14 protein-coding genes are annotated in these 18,492 nt (G+C 44.2%); 6 read left to right on the top strand and 8 right to left on the bottom strand.

The window, feature by feature from the left end:
- Nucleotides 1-65 precede the first annotated feature (65 nt).
- From HOP38_RS11780 to HOP38_RS11765, 4 genes are all read right to left on the bottom strand, one after another.
- Nucleotides 66-1,307, bottom strand: a complete 1,242-nt coding sequence (locus HOP38_RS11780; RefSeq protein ID WP_198558121.1) for an outer membrane protein transport protein — start codon at nt 1,305-1,307, stop codon at nt 66-68.
- A 291-nt stretch (nt 1,308-1,598) separates the two neighbouring features.
- Nucleotides 1,599-2,852: an outer membrane protein transport protein gene (locus HOP38_RS11775; RefSeq protein WP_198558120.1), complete on the bottom strand. Its 1,254-nt coding sequence runs from the start codon at nt 2,850-2,852 to the stop codon at nt 1,599-1,601.
- 262 nt (nt 2,853-3,114) lie between these two features.
- Nucleotides 3,115-3,831, bottom strand: coding sequence for a DUF3379 domain-containing protein (locus HOP38_RS11770; RefSeq protein ID WP_006070000.1), 717 nt, complete (start codon nt 3,829-3,831; stop codon nt 3,115-3,117).
- Nucleotides 3,824-4,330 carry a sigma-70 family RNA polymerase sigma factor gene (locus HOP38_RS11765; protein WP_006070001.1) on the bottom strand — a complete coding sequence of 169 codons (507 nt, stop codon included), beginning with the start codon at nt 4,328-4,330 and terminating at the stop codon, nt 3,824-3,826. Before HOP38_RS11765 ends, HOP38_RS11770 begins: the two co-directional genes overlap by 8 nt.
- Before the next feature lie 523 nt (nt 4,331-4,853).
- On the opposite strand from HOP38_RS11765, the gene fadI reads away from it, so the two are divergent.
- Both fadI and fadJ read left to right on the top strand, forming a co-directional pair.
- Nucleotides 4,854-6,176, top strand: coding sequence for an acetyl-CoA C-acyltransferase FadI (gene fadI / locus HOP38_RS11760; RefSeq protein WP_006070002.1), 1,323 nt, complete (start codon nt 4,854-4,856; stop codon nt 6,174-6,176).
- Nucleotides 6,176-8,293: a fatty acid oxidation complex subunit alpha FadJ gene (fadJ, locus tag HOP38_RS11755; protein ID WP_198558119.1), complete on the top strand. Its 2,118-nt coding sequence runs from the start codon at nt 6,176-6,178 to the stop codon at nt 8,291-8,293. The genes fadI and fadJ overlap by 1 nt, the downstream gene beginning before the upstream one ends.
- A gap of 39 nt (nt 8,294-8,332) precedes the next feature.
- Here fadJ and HOP38_RS11750 read toward each other — a convergent pair whose 3' ends face one another.
- Nucleotides 8,333-11,116: an insulinase family protein gene (locus HOP38_RS11750; protein WP_198558118.1), complete on the bottom strand. Its 2,784-nt coding sequence runs from the start codon at nt 11,114-11,116 to the stop codon at nt 8,333-8,335.
- A 293-nt stretch (nt 11,117-11,409) separates the two neighbouring features.
- Here HOP38_RS11750 and sixA point away from each other — a divergent pair, with 293 nt between their 5' ends.
- Nucleotides 11,410-11,874, top strand: coding sequence for a phosphohistidine phosphatase SixA (gene sixA, locus HOP38_RS11745; RefSeq protein WP_198558117.1), 465 nt, complete (start codon nt 11,410-11,412; stop codon nt 11,872-11,874).
- Between the two features lie 4 nt (nt 11,875-11,878).
- Here sixA and smrB read toward each other — a convergent pair whose 3' ends face one another.
- Nucleotides 11,879-12,409, bottom strand: a complete 531-nt coding sequence (gene smrB / locus HOP38_RS11740) for an endonuclease SmrB (RefSeq protein ID WP_031493271.1) — start codon at nt 12,407-12,409, stop codon at nt 11,879-11,881.
- Between the two features lie 62 nt (nt 12,410-12,471).
- Here smrB and prmB point away from each other — a divergent pair, with 62 nt between their 5' ends.
- The 3 genes from prmB (at nt 12,472) to fusA (ending at nt 16,936) form a co-directional block, all read left to right on the top strand.
- The gene (prmB, locus tag HOP38_RS11735; RefSeq protein ID WP_006070007.1) at nt 12,472-13,404 is read left to right on the top strand and encodes a 50S ribosomal protein L3 N(5)-glutamine methyltransferase; all 933 of its coding nucleotides are present in this window, start codon (nt 12,472-12,474) and stop codon (nt 13,402-13,404) included.
- 158 nt (nt 13,405-13,562) lie between these two features.
- Nucleotides 13,563-14,648, top strand: coding sequence for a chorismate synthase (aroC, locus tag HOP38_RS11730; RefSeq protein WP_006070008.1), 1,086 nt, complete (start codon nt 13,563-13,565; stop codon nt 14,646-14,648).
- Between the two features lie 272 nt (nt 14,649-14,920).
- Nucleotides 14,921-16,936 (top strand): elongation factor G, encoded by a 2,016-nt coding sequence (gene fusA, locus HOP38_RS11725; protein ID WP_006070009.1) that lies wholly within the window; start codon nt 14,921-14,923, stop codon nt 16,934-16,936.
- 98 nt (nt 16,937-17,034) lie between these two features.
- On the opposite strand, the gene HOP38_RS11720 is transcribed toward fusA, so the two are convergent.
- A complete protein-coding gene (locus tag HOP38_RS11720) occupies nt 17,035-17,505 on the bottom strand; it encodes a hypothetical protein (RefSeq protein ID WP_006070010.1) in 471 nt (156 codons plus the stop codon).
- A gap of 180 nt (nt 17,506-17,685) precedes the next feature.
- On the bottom strand, nt 17,686-18,309 hold the full coding sequence (locus tag HOP38_RS11715; RefSeq protein WP_006070011.1) for a trimeric intracellular cation channel family protein: 624 nt from the start codon (nt 18,307-18,309) through the stop codon (nt 17,686-17,688).
- Nucleotides 18,310-18,492: the final 183 nt, after the last annotated feature.

Below are 18,492 nucleotides of genomic sequence, written 5' to 3'. Positions count from 1 at the left end.
AGGCACTTTGTAAAGAGATCCTCATTGTGAATAATAGAGGATCTCTTAATTAGCTATAGAGACTATTAGAAGCGATAGTTAGCTTGTACGCCTACTATCCAAACATCACCTGAGATTTCACCAGTGAAATCACCAAAAACTGACGCGGCTTGGTCATGTGAGTCGCGAGGTTCAACAATCGGAGCTTTACGCGCCATAATATAAGTTAAACCACCACCCAAAGTGAACTGCTCTGTAAATGCGTAGCTAGCACCAGCACTTAACCATGTACGATCTGTTTCAGGAATAGTGGTTGTACGGTATTTATCGTCAACAGCTGACATATCGTAAGCAATACCACCACGCAACGTTACTTTTTTATTTAAACTGTACGTTGTACCTAGAGCAAAACGATAGCTATCTTTCCAGTATTCACCTTTAATATGATCGCTCATACCATTGTCGTATTCTGCAACAAGTTTGTCGAAGTCACTCCATTGAGTCCAGTTGATACTTCCGTGAACTGCCCATTTTGCGTTCAGTTGATGGAATGAAGCTAGTTCAAGAGTTGCTGGTAGTGGGACTGATAGAGTTCCACCGATACTTTGGTTTGGTACTAATAAACCACTGGCATCACCTTCGAAGTCCATAGTCACTTTCGACTTATAAGCAATACCAACACGGTTGTTAGGATTAATCTGCCAAGCGGCGCCAAGTTGGTAGCCCCAAGAGCTATCTTTTCCTTCCATATACTTCAGATCAGTGCCTGCGACAGGGACTGAAGCACCAAAATGTCCTTCTCCAGTGACAAAACGAATACCGCCACCAATACTAAATTGCTCATTGATTTTATAACCTAAGCTAGCGACAGCTTCTACCGTCATTACTTTCGCTTGATTGCCATACTGGGTCGCAAGAAAGCTACTATCAAGCTCTGTTTCCATACCGTAGTTTGACCCTAGAGCGAGGCCAGCTGTAAAACTATCATTAATTTGATGTGACACGTATAAGTTAGGTACAGGCGCACTATGAGCAATGTCTTTAGCTTCAGTGTAGCCAAATTTAGAAGAGGTACCGGTAACGTCTATATTTGGGTCGACATAAAGTACACCGCCAGATACCTGAGTACCCTCTAGATAAGTCAACATCGCTGGGTTACGCCATTGTGCGCTTGCATTGTCAGCCATTGCTGCCTCACCTGCAAATGCACGTCCTAGACCAGTCGCTGAATATTCTGCTAGTTGAAAACCTGCCGCTGAGACCTGTGAAGAGGATAGCAGCCCCAAAACCACTGCAAGAGATAGGGGAGTTCGTTTTGAAATTGTCATTGTTGTTCGCTCAAAGTATTTCCATTTAGAGCGGTGATTCTATTTTTAGAGTAAATGCTTTAAAACTAATTTATTACAAATACATCATTTTTGAATTTAAATATCGTAGAACTAAATTTTTATGGGTCAATAATCTAGATGTTATGGTGATGTTTCAAAAAATCAGCTTACACCTGTATACAAAAATCAAGAAAAGGTATGACCAGTTGTATGCTGAAAGTGAAGGGTTGAGTCAGGGGAGATAGAAAAAAGGGTCGGAATACCGACCCTTAAGAAGTTTAGTTATTTAGCTTAGAAGCTGTAGCTGTATTGGATACCTGCTAGCCATGCGTTAGCATGTGTGGTAGCAGTTAGTTCTGGAGCTAAAGGAGCGCTCGATTCAGTTACAGAAACATCTTTACCTGCTAGGTAAGTTAGACCTAGGTCAATAGTGTGGTGTTTCTTGAAGTTATAACCTGCACCGACAGAGAACCATTGACGATCTGAGTCTGGTACAGAGATTGAGCGGTCTTGGTCTTGTGCTGCGGTGTCATACATATAGCCAGCACGTAGGGTCCATTCTTCGTTTAGGTAGTACGTACCGCCTAGAGCAAAGTGGTAGCCATCTTGCCAGTTGTATTCTTTAATAGTTGCGCTGTTATTAGTTTCAACTTTGTCAAATACGCTCCAACCAATCCATTGAACGCTATAGTGAACCGCGAATTTTGTGTCAGTAATTTTGTGGAAACCACTAAACTCAACCATGCTAGGTAGTTTTAGATCGATACTACTTGCATTTGGATCCAATGCATACTCTACTGTACCGTCAGCGGTGACTGTCGGGCTGTAGTGATATGCTAGGCCAAATCGGTTATCTTCATTTAGCTCAAACACAGTGCCGACATTAAAACCAACACCAACGCCGCTAGCATCAATGTTTACAACTTTGGTTTCATTTAGCCCAGGTGTAGAAGGACTAGTTGTACGTTCTAGCTTGCCTGAGCCTTGGACGATATCAATACCACCACCAACACTCCACTGCTCATTAATGCGGTATGCAGCATTTAGTGTGTAGTTGATGCTGGAAATCTCTGTCGTACCGCCATAGACCTTAGCCAAGTTATTGTCTCCGAAAGAGTCATCGAAGTTGTTGGTGGTTCCAAAGTTAGAATAGATACCAGCACCTAAAGCCCATTTATCATTTAAGCGATGGATATAATAGATATTAGGTACATATGAGGTTGCCGTGTTGTTTGCATCAGGTTCTTGCAATCCGTAAGGTGGAGACCCTGCACCACCAATATTTTTAACATCAATGCTAGATGCTATTACATTCAAGCCACCAGAAAACTGGTGCGAGTCAAACAACGTCATCGCTGCTGCGTTACGCGCCATTACCGAAGCGTTATCCGCAATTACAGCATCACCCGCAAAAGCACGGCCTAGACCTGTTGCTGATTGAGAGTTAAGTTGGAAACCTGCTGCTGCTGCATGTTGAGAGGCGAAAGTGAGTGACGAGACTGCCACTGCTAATAGTGTTTTTTTATACAGACGCGAAGTAGTCATTTAGTATACATCCTTTTTTGTAATCGCCTCTTTGGGCGTTAGTGAAAATTGAGTTAATGCTCAATTTCGGGGCTGATCCTAATCGCTAGTATAGGCAATAGAAATCTGACCAGTAACTAAAATCGCGTAAAAAGTATATAAATGATGACTATTTGGCAGGAAATGCATCGAAAAAGGTTATTTCTAGAGTTGATACTCTAAAAATAACAATATCAATAAAAAAAGAGCCCTATTCGGAAATAAGGCTCTTTTATCTATAAAATTAAGCAGGGTTAAGGATTTTCTTAATGTTTTCGCCGATTTTACTAAAGTCTTCACCTTCTTCACCAACAAGGATGAAACTGGCATCGCCAATCGGTTCGACCATTCCCGCCATTCCATCTTTATCGAAAGACTTAGTTTGTTCGCTCGCGATGCCTGTTAAGAACAGGGTCACTTTGCCTTTTTCACCTTGAAAAACCATGTGCATTGCATTGGACTCACCAAAACCGCAGTGATTCAAATAATAAACATGGTAAGGAAAGCTCTGGCCGATCTGATAAGCAAATGGCAGCAATTTAGCATTAATTTGAGCTTTAGAGACGTTTTCATCAAGTGGTTCAATAAAGCCCATTTCTTCATGAACATGTTTCATAGCTGTATCAGATAACGAAGCTTGCGCCGGTGAAACAACCACATTCCCCCAATTAACTTGGCCTACTAGTAAACCAAAGGCAAAAGCGATAGACGCTGCTAATGAAAGCGCGCGCTTACCGAATTTCACTTTGACCACGTTGCTTTCTGGTTGGTTAAATAAGATCCGGTCAGCTAAATCATCGGGAACATCGACTTTCATCGCTTGTTCGATTCGAGCGTCCAATGACAAAATATCGTCCATATATTTCGCATTGTTTTCGCTTTGTTGGATCGCTTCCAATAACTCAGCATCTTTCGCCTTCGGATCGGACATAATACGACGACGGAATTCTAACTCATCCATTGTGTTGCCCCCTAGGTGAATCCGCAGACTCCAACATTTCCTTGAGCTGATTGCGTGCTCTAAATAATCGAGTCATTACAGTGTTTTTGTTAAGGTCGAGGATCGAGCCGATTTCTTCACCACTAAAGCCACCAACGACTTGTAGAAAGAGCGGTTCTCGATACTCGACATCGAGTTTCATAATTTGTGCTTGAAGCCATTCCTGCTGATGGTGCGGATCATCAGAAACCTTTGCATCATTGCCATAATCATCGATATCGACGAGATCAAACTGCTTACGTTCAAAACGTCGAGCATTCTCTCTACGTAGAATCGTGATAAGCCATGACTTCGCGGCTTTTTCATCTTGGAGGCTATCCAGAGACTTCCAAGCACGCAAGCAGGTTTCTTGAACAAGATCTTCAGCGACGGGCTTATCTTTACACAACCAATAAGCGTATCGATAAAGATCTCTATGATAAGCACGAACCAGTGCTTCGTATTTTCTTTGTTTGTCCATATTCGAGTTGACCGGACTACTCGAAGATTTCTTTCCAAACTTTTTTATAAATGACACAGGAGCCCCCGTTTTTGCTCTGTGATTCGTGTTTTTTTCCCTGGATTTACAGCAAAGTCACTCAAAATTGATCTAGTTCAAAATTAAGACCTGAGGAGCGGTTATATTAACCCTTGTCATCTCGTTGGTCTTTCGGGACTAACATGTTGAGCAAGATGACACTTCCTTTTGAAGGCTGACTTTACTTTCTCCTAATCAGGAAACTGATTATTTTCAATTGGCGCAAGTTAATTGCTTTATAGATTCCAACCACACAATTTACTGTGTGGTTTTTTTTTGCTCGTAGAATCTATCTTCTTGTTTTCACTATTCCTATTGTCGCTTAGCTTGCGTCATTCTCATATTCCATTTTGGTCGACCATATCACGTTATTCAATAAATCCATCAAGTTTTATTAAACGACTGTTTTAAATTCTTAACATCTTCGTTACAATGCTGTGGTCAGACCTCTTAGGAAGGAGAAATTATGAGCAGTAAGGAAGTGGGGAAAATCGATCTCACCACCCGTAACGGCGAACGTATCGCTGTAGTTGCAGGCTTGCGAACACCTTTTGCGCGCCAAAGCACCGAATTTAGCCAAGTACCCGCTGTTGACCTAGGAAAGATGGTCGTTGCTGAAATGATGGCACGTACCGATATCGACCCTAAGTTAATCGACCAAGTGGTATTTGGTCAGGTTGTTCAGATGCCAGAAGCCCCAAACATCGCGCGAGAAATTGTACTTGGCACTGGTATGAACATTCATACTGACGCTTATAGTGTGACAAGAGCTTGTGCGACAAGTTTCCAAGCCGCTGCCAATGTTTGCGAAAGTATTATGGCTGGCACCATTGATGTTGGGATTGCTGGTGGCGCCGATTCATCTTCTGTTTTACCTATTGGGGTTTCTAAAAAACTGGCGGCGAACCTACTTGCTTTGAGTAAAACCAAAACAGTCGGCCAAAAACTTAGCATTCTTAAGAAGTTGTCGTTCAAGGACCTTATGCCTGTGCCACCTGCGGTCGCTGAGTATTCGACTGGTTTATCTATGGGACAAACGGCTGAGCAAATGGCGAAATCTCATGGAATTACTCGCCTTGAACAAGATGAATTAGCACATCGCTCTCACTCCCTTGCGTCGCAGGCTTGGAAAGAAGGCAAAGTGCGTGATGAGGTAATGACGGCCTTTCCTGAACCATATAAAAAGAGCCTAGAGCAAGACAACAACATCCGTCATGACTCAGAGCTTGCTAGCTATAGTAAGCTTCGTCCGGCATTCGATCGCCAATATGGCACTGTAACTGCGGCTAACAGTACGCCGCTGACCGATGGCGCTGCAGCGATTATGTTGATGCGTGAAGGTCGAGCTAAAGAGCTAGGTTTAGAAATCAAAGGCTATATCCGCTCTTATGCGTTCTCTGCTATTGGCGTTCGTGAAGATATGCTGATGGGGCCATCTTATGCGACACCTATGGCACTAGATCGTGCTGGAATCTCGCTGTCAGATTTAACGCTTATCGACATGCATGAAGCCTTCGCTGCCCAAGCACTTTCTAACGTCAAGATGTTTGCAAGTGAGTCATTTGCTAAAGAGAAGCTTGGCCGTTCGAGTGCAATTGGTGAAATCGATATGGAGAAATTCAACGTACTTGGTGGTTCACTTGCCTATGGCCACCCATTCGCAGCCACTGGTGCACGAATGATTACGCAAACACTGAACGAGCTTAAGCGTCGCGGTGGTGGATTAGCGCTTAACACCGCTTGTGCGGCTGGTGGTTTAGGTGCGGCAATGATTCTGGAGGTAGAATAATGAGCGAGCATAAAGCCTTTCATCTTAATGTTGATGAGCAGAACATTGCATGGCTTGGAATAGATGTTCCAGGTGAGAAAATGAATACCCTTCAAGCTGCGTTTGCCGATGAAATGGCACAAGTTTTTTCTGAGCTTGAAGAGAAAAAATCGGCACTTAAAGGGTTGATTGTCCACTCGTTAAAATCGGATAACTTTATTGCCGGAGCAGATGTCAGAATGCTTGATGCATGTACATCTGCAGAAGAAGCACAAGCGTTAGCTGCAAAAGGGCAAGAGATGTTTCAGCAGCTTTCCGATCTCCCATTCCCTGTTGTTGCTGCGATTCACGGTCCTTGCTTGGGCGGTGGTCTAGAACTCGCACTTGCTTGTGATTATCGTGTATGTAGTGATGCGGATATTACTAAGCTAGGACTACCAGAAGTTCAGCTTGGTTTGCTTCCTGGCTCAGGTGGCACACAGCGACTACCGAGACTTATTGGGCTACTGCCTTCTCTTGACCTTATTCTTACGGGTAAGCAACTTCGCGCCAAAAAGGCGAAAAAACTTGGTGTCGTCGATGCGAGTGTGCCACACACTATTTTGTTGGACGTGGCGAAAGATTTCTTAGGTAAGGGCAAAAAGCGCAAAGCGAAAAAGCTCACCAAGAAAGAAGTGTTGATGTCAGGTACCGGTCTTGGTCGTAAAGTTATCTTTGACCAAGCAGCGAAGAAGACCAACGAAAAAACACGCGGTAACTATCCTGCGGCCGATGCCATTTTAGATGTAATTCGCTATGGTCTCGAAAAAGGCATGAAGAAAGGGCTGGAGAATGAAGCTAAACGCTTTGGCGAATTAGTGATGACTTCAGAATCTAAAGCATTACGTTCTATTTTCTTCGCTACCACAGAGATGAAGAAAGAATTTGGTAGTGACGCCCAGCCTAAAGCCGTCGACAACGCTGTGGTACTTGGTGGTGGCTTAATGGGGGCGGGTATTACTCACGTCACCGTATGCAAAGCGAAAGTGCCAGTTCGCATTAAAGATGTTGCTAATGAAGGCATTGTGAATGCGCTTAATTACAACTTTAAGTTGTTAGAGAAAAAGCGTAAGCGTCGCATTATCTCTAAAGCGGATCTACAAGCGCAAATGTTGCAAATGGCCGGCGGCACAGACTTTACCGGTTTTGCCAAGGCCGATGTTGTGGTCGAAGCGGTATTTGAAGATCTATCGTTGAAACAACAGATGGTGAATGACGTCGAGAGCAACGCTAAACCAGAAACCATTTTTGCTACCAATACGTCATCCATTCCTATCGCGCAGATTGCTGAAAAAGCGGAACGTCCAGAAAATGTGGTTGGTCTGCATTACTTTAGTCCAGCCGATAAAATGCCGTTGGTGGAAGTGATTCCGCATGAAGGTACATCGGATGAAACTATCGCGACTATGGTTAAGTTTGCCAGAAAGCAGGGTAAAACACCGATTGTTGTTAAAGACCAAGCAGGCTTCTACGTAAACCGTATTCTAGCGCCTTACATGAATGAAGCGGCAAACGTTCTACTATCAAACGAGCCAATTGAAGCGCTTGATAACGCTTTGTTGGACTTTGGTTTCCCTGTGGGTCCTATCACACTGTTAGATGAAGTAGGTGTTGATATTGGTGCCAAGATCATGCCAATTCTAGTCGCTGAGCTAGGCGAGCGATTCCAAGGTCCGGATGTCTTCGACAAACTATTAAACGATGGTCGTAAAGGCAGAAAAACAGGTAAAGGCTTCTATACCTATAAAGGTAAGAAGAAGTCAGTGGACAGCTCGGTGTACAGTGTTCTTGGGCTAAAACCTGAAGCTAAGATGTCTGAGAAAGATATCGCTATTCGCTGCGCTTTACCTATGTTGAACGAAGCAGTGCGCTGCTTGGACGAAGGCATTATTCGCAGTCCACGTGATGGTGACATTGGTGCGATCTTCGGTATTGGTTTCCCACCATTCTTAGGTGGTCCTTTCCGCTATATGGATACGATTGGAATTAAGAAAGTCGTTGAGTTGATGAACCAGCACGCTGAGAAATACGGTGACCGCTTTGCGCCATGCGACGGCTTGTTAACTCGAGCTGGACTTGACGAAACCTTCTATAAATAAGCGTTAAAAAAGAAAACCCCTCAAATGAGGGGTTTTTTATTATCCTAAATCCGTATCCTTCGGCCTTAATTGAAACTCTTCAATTGAGCCTATCTCGAAACCTAGGTCCAAGCGTGGCGCGTTAATATGCGCTTTACCTTGGCTGTGCATGATCAGTCGATTGGCGGTTCTGGGTTTTAGCTCATTCACAACAAAGCGAATCATATCCGCCCTTGTGAGTGATTTAAGTTCAGCTAGTACTTTCTCTCGTTGGTTGAACTCTGTGTCTTTGTTGCCAATAGCAATCCAGAGTCGCTGAGCTCGTCCTCGTAATGTGGTATCAGGGGTTGAGATTTGATTCCAAAGCCCTTTCTTACTGCTGTGCCACTGGTAATCATTAAGCTCTAGTAACACCATGTAGAAGGCGTTAAGAAACTCGTCGATTGAGCGAATCAAATCGTTGGGCGCCGCATTTGGCGATTGGACATACAATACAATACCAGGGTGACGGTTAAGCGGCATATTACCAGTGCCAACCATATAGCCGAGCTGCTGCTTGGTACGAATCTCATGAAAGAAGGTGGCGGACATCAGGTGGTTCGCCAACGAATACAGCGCAATGCTTCTTGGTTCAATATCTTCACACTGATAGTAAACCACGATGGCAGAGTCATCTTGGTCGCAGAACACTTCTTTTTGGAAACTGCCATTCTCCCCAAGCATGACCAAAGGACGTAGGCTTTCTTCGTATTTTTGATTATTCAGTCTAAGGGCATCTTTCAAAGTAGTGGCGATATCGAGTGCGCCTTGGCGATGCCAATCACCGTAGACAAACATCTCAATATGCAGCTCGGACAAAATAGACTGAACGAAGTTCGGTAGCTCGTCTACTTCGATAGACTCAAGAGCTTCGATTAGTACCGGATAAGGTGGGTTGTTTGGTTGCAATATCCCAGTCATCGCATTGAATAACTGTGAAATAGGACGATCTTTGGCGGTATTGCGCCAGCTTCTTAATAGTTGAGATTTGATGCTTTCGAACCGAGCAGGATTAAACTCTCTAGACGCGAATCGCTTAAGAATCATTTCCAGTAGTTGAGGCTGTTTTTTACTGAATCCAGAGATGGACAGCGTGACACCACCTTGGTGTGCATACATGTCATATCCAAGACCAGCCACTTCAGCGGGGTAAGTCTCTTCAGACAATGAGTCGAGGAACATTTCAACACATAAGCGAGTCTTGACAATGTTCTTGGGTGAATTGACAGAATGAGGACTATCGATAGCAATAAACACTACGCCTTTTGGGACGTTGAATTTATCGTCTTGTAGGTGCCACAGCCTAAAGCCGTCAAGGTCTTCAATTAGCTCAGGGTGCTCACCATTGGACTCAACAGGGTAGGTCTTTAAATCGTAGTTAATAAATGGGTTTTTCTCTGGCAATCCAAATGGAAGGTCAGAAAACGCAGGCAACTGATTAAAGAATGCTAACTGTTCGTCAGTAAAACGCGTTACTGAATAGGGCGTAAAATACCACTTCGCTTGTTGGTCGTAATGTTGCTCTTTAGCGACTAAGGTTGCTTTCAAATTGTCTGTGGTGAGATAGGAACCATATTGCTTCAATAGCTCTTCATCATAACCAGACATTTTATAGTCGCCGTAGACAATATCCTCTGGCAAATAGTTTTGCATGTTCATTACAAGGTGGCTAACGAGATCTAATGGGCGTGCAGGTTCTTGAAATTGGAACGCTGATTCGGTAACAGCCCTTTTTTCATCGTAGCGCCATTCATCCATGCCGTCAGACTTTATTAGCGCGGTAAACTGGAAAACGGCTTGGATGATCTCATCAACATGCTCTAAGCCAACAGGTGTTAAAGAGACGCTGACACTGAATTCGCGAAAGTTACTGCCCGACGCTCCACCACCAGCAGATAGCGAGGTAATCCACCCTTTGTTTTTAAGATAAAGCATTAAGCTGCCTTGACCTTCGTAGCCGAGTAAGTTGGCGAAGTATGACATTGGCTTTTGGTGGTAATGCTGATTCGTGGCAGGTAATGGGAAAGAGAGAATCAGCTTGCGGATCTCTTTAATAGGTTCTACTTGAATTAGAACTTCGGTATGTTCTTTCGTCGTAAAAGGGACATCAACTACTTTTCCGTGTAATTGATTATTGCCCACATCGCTAAACTTGCCGGCAGCCCATTGCTCTAGCTCATCAAGTTCATGAGGACCTATGAGTGCTAATGTCATAAGGTCAGCAGAGTATTGTTCTTTATGAAAACGAACAATTTCTTCGCGAATACTTTGCCCATTTCGATCACTCAGCGTGTCGATATTTCCGACGGAAAATTTAGAAAATGGGTGAGCTTGGTTAATGGTCTCTTTTTGGACCTGATACAAACGTCGTCCATCTTCATTCAGCTTTAGTTTGTACTCTGAATCTACCGCTTGACGTTCTTTGTCGAGCGCTTCCTCATTAAAAAGAGGGGCAGAAAAAAACTGGCTGAAACGGTCGAGACCTTTTTCAAAGGCGTTTGGATAAATATCGAAGAAAAAGCACGAGTGCTCAGTGCCTGTCCACGCATTATTTGAGCCACCATGTTGGCTAATAAAAGACTGGAATTCACCAACTTTGGGGTATTTGTCTGTGCCGAGAAACAGCATATGCTCCAAGTAATGAGCGAGCCCTTCACGATCATCAGGATCGTCAAAATGACCGACATTAACGGCCAGAGCGGCAGCCGATTTTTGAGCCTGCATATCTTGAATAAGCAGTACTCTTAGCTCATTGTTGAGAGTAAGGTAGCGATAGGAGCGACTATCATTAGGACTTAGATGCACTTATCTTCTCCAGATTAAGCGGAAGCTTGGACAGCTCAACCAAGCACCTGGCAACAAAAGCAATGTCTCACTATTGGTACTAACAGGGTTTACCAATACTTAAGTAAAATAATTATGACGTTAAATAAGAGACACGCAAAAACAAAGTTACAAATATTTTTAGACTACTTATTAAATTGTTAAGAAAGTCGAAGCCTTTAGCAAGTGAATTGATATAATTAATTTTTTTAAATAAGTATAGCTCTGTATCGATGGAACGATGAAGTTAACCATCAGTAGAAACAGGTAAACATATGAAAGTTTTTATAATGCGCCATGGCGAGGCTGTCCATTACGCACCTAGCGACGAAGAGCGAGCTCTGACATCTCACGGCAAAGAATGCTCGGTAATCGTTGCGAGAGCTTGCAAACAGCAAGGTTACTCGGAATTCGACAAAGTGCTGGTAAGCCCATACCTGAGAGCACAACAAACTTGGGCTGCAGTTAGTAGCGAGTTTAGTAGTAACGACGTGGTGACCTCTGACGATATTACGCCTTATGGTCAAGCGGAAGACGTGGTTGAGTATGTGTCGGCTATTGCTGAGTTAGAAAATCTAGAGTCAATTTTGCTGGTATCGCACTTGCCGTTGGTTGGTTACCTAACTGCCGAGTTTGTCGGTGATATCAGTGCACCAATGTTTCCAACATCAGGCTTAGTGTGTATTGAGTATGATGTGGAGAGAAGGCAGGGCGAAGTGCTCTGGCACATTCACCCTTAGGACGTTACTTTTCTGGTATTGAAAGCAATACCAACAGAGCACCATCACCACCAAACTCGAGTGGTGCTTGGTGAAACGCCATTACGTCTGGATGCTGCGCCAACCAAAGAGGCGCTTTTTGTTTCAGAATGTGCTTGCCGATGCCATGCATAACGCAAGCACAATGAATGTTCTCTTTCACGCAATGAGCAATCATTGCGCCTAATTCACGTTTTGCTTCTTGTTGTGTCATGCCGTGCATGTCTAAGAAAACATCAGGCACATAGACACCACGACGTAACCTCTTTACTTCATACGTAGACACATCATCGCGAGCATAGCGCGTTGGACCTTCATCGCTTAGGTGCGGAACAAACTCGTCCGAGAAGTAAAACTCTGCGTCTTTCGCTTCTCTATTGGTTCTTTTCGCTTCTTTTTGTTTCTTATTTCGGTTTGGCTGCTGGACTATGGTATCCTGTCGCAACTTTTTTACGCCTTGTACTGCGTCCCGGAATAGACCGAAATCATCATCGGTATTGTCGTCTTTCTGGCTCATTAATGGGAACAACTCATTAAATTAGGTTATTAGCAGTATTGTAGCGCTTTTTGGAGGCAATTTTGGATAAGATTTTTGTGGAAGAAGCCGTTTCTGAGCTTCACACATTACAAGATTTGATTCGTTGGACGGTCAGTCGCTTCAACGCAGCGGGTCTTTTTTACGGCCACGGCACTGACAATGCTTGGGATGAAGCGGTTCAGCTGATTCTGCCAACGCTGTACTTACCTATCGATGTGCCACCGCATGTTTTGAACTCTCGCTTAACAAGTAGTGAGCGTCTTCGCGTTGTTGAGCGTGTTATTAAGCGTATCAATGATCGCACTCCAACAGCTTACTTGACTAACAAAGCGTGGTTCTGTGGTTTAGAGTTCTTCGTTGATGAGCGCGTATTAGTGCCGCGTTCTCCAATTGGCGAATTAATTGAGGCGCAGTTCCAGCCATGGTTAAGTGAAGAGCCAGTACGCATCATGGACCTTTGCACTGGCAGTGGCTGTATTGCGATTGCATGTGCACATGCTTTCCCTGATGCCGAAGTAGACGCGATTGATATCTCCACAGATGCATTGGAAGTTGCAGAACAAAACGTTCAAGACCACGGCCTCGAGCAGCAAGTGTTCCCAATTCGCTCTGATTTGTTCCGCGATCTGCCAAAAGAGAAATACAACCTGATTGTCTCAAATCCACCATATGTGGATGAAGAAGATATGAATTCTTTACCAGAAGAGTTTACTCATGAGCCGGAGCTTGGTCTTGCGGCAGGGACCGATGGATTGAAATTGGTGCGTCGTATTCTTTCTAATGCACCAGACTACTTAACTGATAACGGCATTCTTATTTGTGAAGTGGGTAACTCTATGGTTCACATGATGGAACAGTACCCTCATATTCCATTTACTTGGATTGAGTTCGAGAACGGCGGTCACGGCGTATTTATGCTGACGCGAGAGCAGCTTGTTGCCCACGCTGAGGAATTTGCAATCTATAAAGATTGATCGTTAACGAGATGACTGAAGACGCCGCAATGAGAATTGCGGCGTTTTTTTGTTTGGGGGTTTACAACGTCTGCCTTTGTCGTCACTATGAAATCACGAAGAACAGACAGGCATTGAACAAGCTCGGATATAGCTTGTTCTGACAGACAGAGGAAGTAATGGCAGGAAATAGCATCGGACAACATTTTCGTGTAACAACATTTGGAGAAAGTCACGGTATTGCATTGGGTTGTATCGTTGATGGTTGTCCTCCAGGGTTAGAAATTACCGAAGCCGATCTGCAAGTAGACTTAGATCGTCGCCGCCCAGGTACCTCAAAGTACACCACTCAGAGACGTGAACCTGATGAAGTAAAAATCCTCTCTGGGGTATTTGAAGGTCAAACAACGGGTACATCAATTGGCCTGCTGATTGAAAATACCGATCAGCGTTCTAAAGATTATTCAGAAATTAAAGATAAATTCCGTCCCGGTCATGCCGACTATACCTATCACCAAAAATACGGGGTACGTGATTACCGAGGTGGTGGTCGTTCATCAGCTCGTGAAACCGCAATGCGTGTTGCGGCTGGTGCAATTGCAAAGAAATATCTTAAACAAGAATTCGGTGTAGAAATTCGTGCTTACTTATCACAAATGGGCGATGTGTCTATCGATAAGGTCGATTGGAATGAAATCGAAAACAACGCGTTCTTCTGCCCTGACGTGGACAAAGTCGAAGCATTTGATCAGCTGATTCGTGACCTAAAAAAACAGGGTGATTCCATTGGCGCTAAGCTGCAAGTAGTAGCAACCAATGTACCAGTTGGCCTTGGGGAGCCTATCTTTGATCGTCTTGATGCCGATATCGCTCATGCATTGATGAGCATTAATGCCGTTAAAGGTGTCGAGATTGGCGATGGCTTTGATGTGGTAAACCAAAAAGGCAGCGAACATCGTGACCCTTTAACGCCTGAAGGCTTTTCAAGCAACCACGCTGGGGGTATTTTAGGTGGTATTTCTACCGGGCAAGATATCGTTGCGAATATTGCTCTAAAACCAACATCAAGTATTACCGTTCCGGGAGACACAATTACTCGAACTGGTGAGCCAACTCAGTTAATTACCAAAGGTCGCCACGATCCTTGCGTGGGCATTCGTGCTGTGCCAATCGCGGAAGCGATGCTAGCGATTGTTCTCCTTGATCACTTACTGCGTCATCGTGGTCAAAACCACGGTGTAACGACAGAAACACCGGTTATTTAGCTCGAATAAGCAACAGACTTGAAGCCTCGCAGTAACGCTGCGAGGCTTTTTTTGTACCTCATCACGTCTTGGACAATAAATGCTCAAAATTAGTAATGATATGAAATTAGTCACAATAATTTTAGGGGTATAGGGTCACACTAGAACTTCATCGAGAAAAGGAGTGCATTTATTGGACAGAAGGATCCGAAAAATGACTTGGAAGACGAGCTGGCGGGAAACCGCCGACTCGATGCAACTGTGCTTGTTTCCAATCATTTTAGGAGTCCATTATGTCTCAACATGAAATCAGAAATATTGCCTTTGTCGGTCAAACAGGAACCGGTAAAACCAGCCTAATTGAACGCCTGCTTTTTGAGTCCCATTCCAGCCAACATCTTGGTCATGTGGAAGATGGTGACACCATCACTGATTTTGATGACCAATCCATACACTACCAGCATAGTGTTGAAGCAACTCCCGTTACGCTCTCTTGGCAAAAACACCAAATGAATATTATCGATACTCCAGGACAAGCTGAGCTGCTTGGCCGCACTTTGAGTATCTTTCCTGCTGTTGAAACGACGGCATTGATTCTTGATGCCAGTTTACCAATTAACCAAGTGTCAGAACGCCTTTTCAAATTTGCTCAAGAGCAGAAAAAATGCCAAATGATCGTGGTGAATAAGATTGACCAACATACCGATAAATTAGTGGCGCTCTTAGAAGACATTGAGCAACGATTTGGCGCTCAATGTTTGCCAATAAACTTACCTTCCGATAAGCCCGCAGAGGTCATAGACTGTTACTTCGAACCTAATCCAGAACAAGCGACCTTGTTTAGCGGAGTTGAAGATGCCCATGAACTGCTCATCGATCAAGTAGTGGAGGTTGATGAAGCTTTGATGGAGCTATACCTAGAACAAGGCTCAGAATTAACACCAGAACAGCTTCATGATCCATTTGAGGAAGCCTTGCGCACTGGGCATGTAATACCAGTATGTTTCGTATCATCCGATACGGGGGCAGGTTGTGATCTTCTGCTTCGTACATTGGCAGAAATTATGCCAATGCCAGATGAAGGTAACCCGCCTTTATTAGAGAAAAATGGCAAACGAGTATCAATTGACTGCGATAAACGTGACCATACGGTCGCGCATGTCTATAAAATAAATGTAGACCCATACATGGGCAAACTTGCTTATGTCCGAGTTTTCCAAGGGGAGCTCACAACAGGTAGCCAGTTGTTTGTTGGAGATAGCAGCAAGGCATTCAAAGTGGGCCATTTGTATAATCTGCAAGGTAAAAAACGACAAGAAATTAGCAGTGCTAAAGCCGGCGATTTATGTGTACTTGTTAAGGTGGATGATCTGGAGTTTGATTCGGTCATTCATGACTCCCATGATGAAGATGGAGTGGCGTTCAAAACACTAAACTTCCCTGAATCCATGTATAGCTTAGCCCTGCGCCCCAAAAAACGTGGTGATGAGCAGAAGCTTTCTGATGTTTTGGCTAAGATTGCCGCAGAAGATCCGACACTGAAAATTGAGCATCGCACTCGTACCAATGAAACGGTCTTGAGTGGACAGGGTGAATTCCACCTCAAAATTGCGCTCGAAAAAATGCTTAAAGTGTTTAAGTTGGACGTTGAAACCAGTCAGCCAAGCGTTGAATATTTCGAGACCATAACTAAGCCAGCAGAAGCGCAATATCGTCACAAGAAACAAAGTGGCGGAGCTGGGCAGTTTGGAGAGGTTCAGCTAAAAGTAAAACCGCTAGCAAGAGGCGCAGGATTTAAGTTTGTCAATAAAGTGGTAGGTGGTGCCATTCCAACGGCATTAATCCCTGCTGTGGAGAAAGGCATTCAACAGGCCCTTGAAGAAGGGGCTATTTCCGGTAACCCAATTCGTGATATTGAAGTGACGGTTTTTGATGGCAAATACCATTCAGTAGATTCAAAAGAAATTGCCTTTGTTATCGCAGGTAAGAAAGCCTTTTTGCAAGCGGTTGAAGAGGCAGGTCCAATAGTACTGGAGCCGATAGTGGATTTAACACTTGAGATACCGACTGCGTCAGTAGGTGATGTATCTGGCGACTTGTCCGGCAATCGTGGATTGATTGTTGGCAGCGAACAGGGGGCGTTTGGTAGTACGTTACTGGAAGCCAAGTCGCCAATTAACGAACTACAAGATTACTCGAGACGCCTCAAAGCACTGACGGGTGGCGAAGGGCGATTTAGTATGACGCTTAGCCACTATGAACCGGCACCGCCAACGATACAAAAGAAAGTATGTGAAGGCGCTGATTGATTCTGATATTTCCTAAACGATGAAAAAAAGCCCCGCACCTCGAATGAGGTTGCAGGGGCTTCCAACCGACGTTGTTGTTATTCTTCAAACGCTATAAGTTAGGATCTGTCACTCTCTTGTTGTGATTCTAGTTTAGTTGTAGTTTGGTCATTTTCCGAATCCGTGGCTTGTTCTTGCTGCTCCATCTCTGCGATTTGCTGCTCAAGTTCTTTAATTCGAATTTCTGCTTCAAGCTCGGCAACACGTTTTTCTGATTCGCTGCGCGTATCTTTGTCCAAGCTTTCGGCAAGGATCTCAGTACGCTCGGTTTCTCTCGCTTCTGCGGTATCTTTCATAGAGCCCGATACGCCACCGGCAACCGCACCCATAGTGCCTGCTTTTACTGCGACTTCAGGGCTACCAGTTAAAGCACCTGCTGTGACGCCAATAAGCGCACCACCAATAGCACCACGATTACGCGCTGCATTTCGATTCTCTTCCTCGCCATCCGTAGCCTTATTAGACGCGCATCCCGTTGCGAATATAGCCATAACGATCGCGAGTGCTTTTAAAGAATTAGACTTAAACATAGTTGAGTACCTATTGTGCGGCCACGAGCAAACGTTGCTGCGCAGCTAACATTTAATGTTGGTTGCTTTGGATGAGTCTTACTATAAAAGCAGAAGAGAGTAGGAGCGATAGAGCGGAGAAGATAGCTGATATTTACTTTGTAAATATCAGCTAAGAGAAAAAATGGTGTTGAATTGGGCTTAGTGGACGGCTTCTTCACTATCAAGGTGGAAAGAAGGCAAACGCCATTTAAACCGAACCGCTGCCATGCGCAGGGTATAACCGATCACTAAGGTAACTATCGTTGTGGTCAAAGTGCTCACACCGTATTCCAGAAGAACAAGGTACAAACAAGCAGCGATGACAGAGATCGACGCGTAAAGCTCTTGGTGTAATACCAGAGGTGTCTGACGACAAATCAAGTCACGCAGCAAGCCACCAAAAACGCCGGTTACTAATCCGGAAACGATACAGATAAACGGGTGTAATCCCATGCCAAGCCCGACGTTAGTGCCAATGATGGTGAAGACAACAAGACCGAGAGCATCTAAACGAATGAACACCCCTTTGAACTTGATGATCCATTTGGCAAGCCCAGTAGTGAGAACACCTGCCACACAAGTGATGGCGAGAAATTCAGGATGTTTTACCCAACCAAGAGGGTAATGGCCAAGCAGAATATCGCGAACGGTACCACCGCCAATAGCGGTAGCACTCGCTACTAACATAACTCCAAACCAGTCCATATTGCGACGGCCAGCGCTTAGTGCGCCAGTCATTGCTTCGGCGGTAATCCCAATAATATATAAGACACTTAGCAACATGACACGATACTCGAAAATAAAAGATGCGCTAGTGTAGTGGCATAAAGGCGTTGTGACGAATGAAATATTATATAAAGGAAACGTTTTTCTGATTAATAAAACTAATGATACGACTTGTTCCTTCACCTCAAGACTTTACCTCTAGCAAAATTCCATAGACAATACGCCCCAATTGTTTTCGCT

The sequence above is a fragment of the Vibrio mediterranei genome, assembly GCF_013364395.1.
Lineage (GTDB): Bacteria > Pseudomonadota > Gammaproteobacteria > Enterobacterales > Vibrionaceae > Vibrio > Vibrio mediterranei.
This window is presented reverse-complemented; position numbering and strand designations above follow the sequence as displayed.

Excerpts from the sequence above, each read along its gene's own strand:
- HOP38_RS11780 (WP_198558121.1), bottom strand. The coding sequence starts at position 1,307 with ATGACAATTTCAAAACGAACTCCCCTATCTCTTGCAGTGGTTTTGGGG.
- HOP38_RS11775 (WP_198558120.1), bottom strand. The coding sequence starts at position 2,852 with ATGACTACTTCGCGTCTGTATAAAAAAACACTATTAGCAGTGGCAGTC.
- HOP38_RS11770 (WP_006070000.1), bottom strand. The coding sequence starts at position 3,831 with ATGGATGAGTTAGAATTCCGTCGTCGTATTATGTCCGATCCGAAGGCG.
- HOP38_RS11765 (WP_006070001.1), bottom strand. The coding sequence starts at position 4,330 with ATGGACAAACAAAGAAAATACGAAGCACTGGTTCGTGCTTATCATAGA.
- fadI (WP_006070002.1), top strand. The coding sequence starts at position 4,854 with ATGAGCAGTAAGGAAGTGGGGAAAATCGATCTCACCACCCGTAACGGC.
- fadJ (WP_198558119.1), top strand. The coding sequence starts at position 6,176 with ATGAGCGAGCATAAAGCCTTTCATCTTAATGTTGATGAGCAGAACATT.
- sixA (WP_198558117.1), top strand. The coding sequence starts at position 11,410 with ATGAAAGTTTTTATAATGCGCCATGGCGAGGCTGTCCATTACGCACCT.
- smrB (WP_031493271.1), bottom strand. The coding sequence starts at position 12,409 with ATGAGCCAGAAAGACGACAATACCGATGATGATTTCGGTCTATTCCGG.
- aroC (WP_006070008.1), top strand. The coding sequence starts at position 13,563 with ATGGCAGGAAATAGCATCGGACAACATTTTCGTGTAACAACATTTGGA.
- fusA (WP_006070009.1), top strand. The coding sequence starts at position 14,921 with ATGTCTCAACATGAAATCAGAAATATTGCCTTTGTCGGTCAAACAGGA.
- HOP38_RS11720 (WP_006070010.1), bottom strand. The coding sequence starts at position 17,505 with ATGTTTAAGTCTAATTCTTTAAAAGCACTCGCGATCGTTATGGCTATA.
- HOP38_RS11715 (WP_006070011.1), bottom strand. The coding sequence starts at position 18,309 with ATGTTGCTAAGTGTCTTATATATTATTGGGATTACCGCCGAAGCAATG.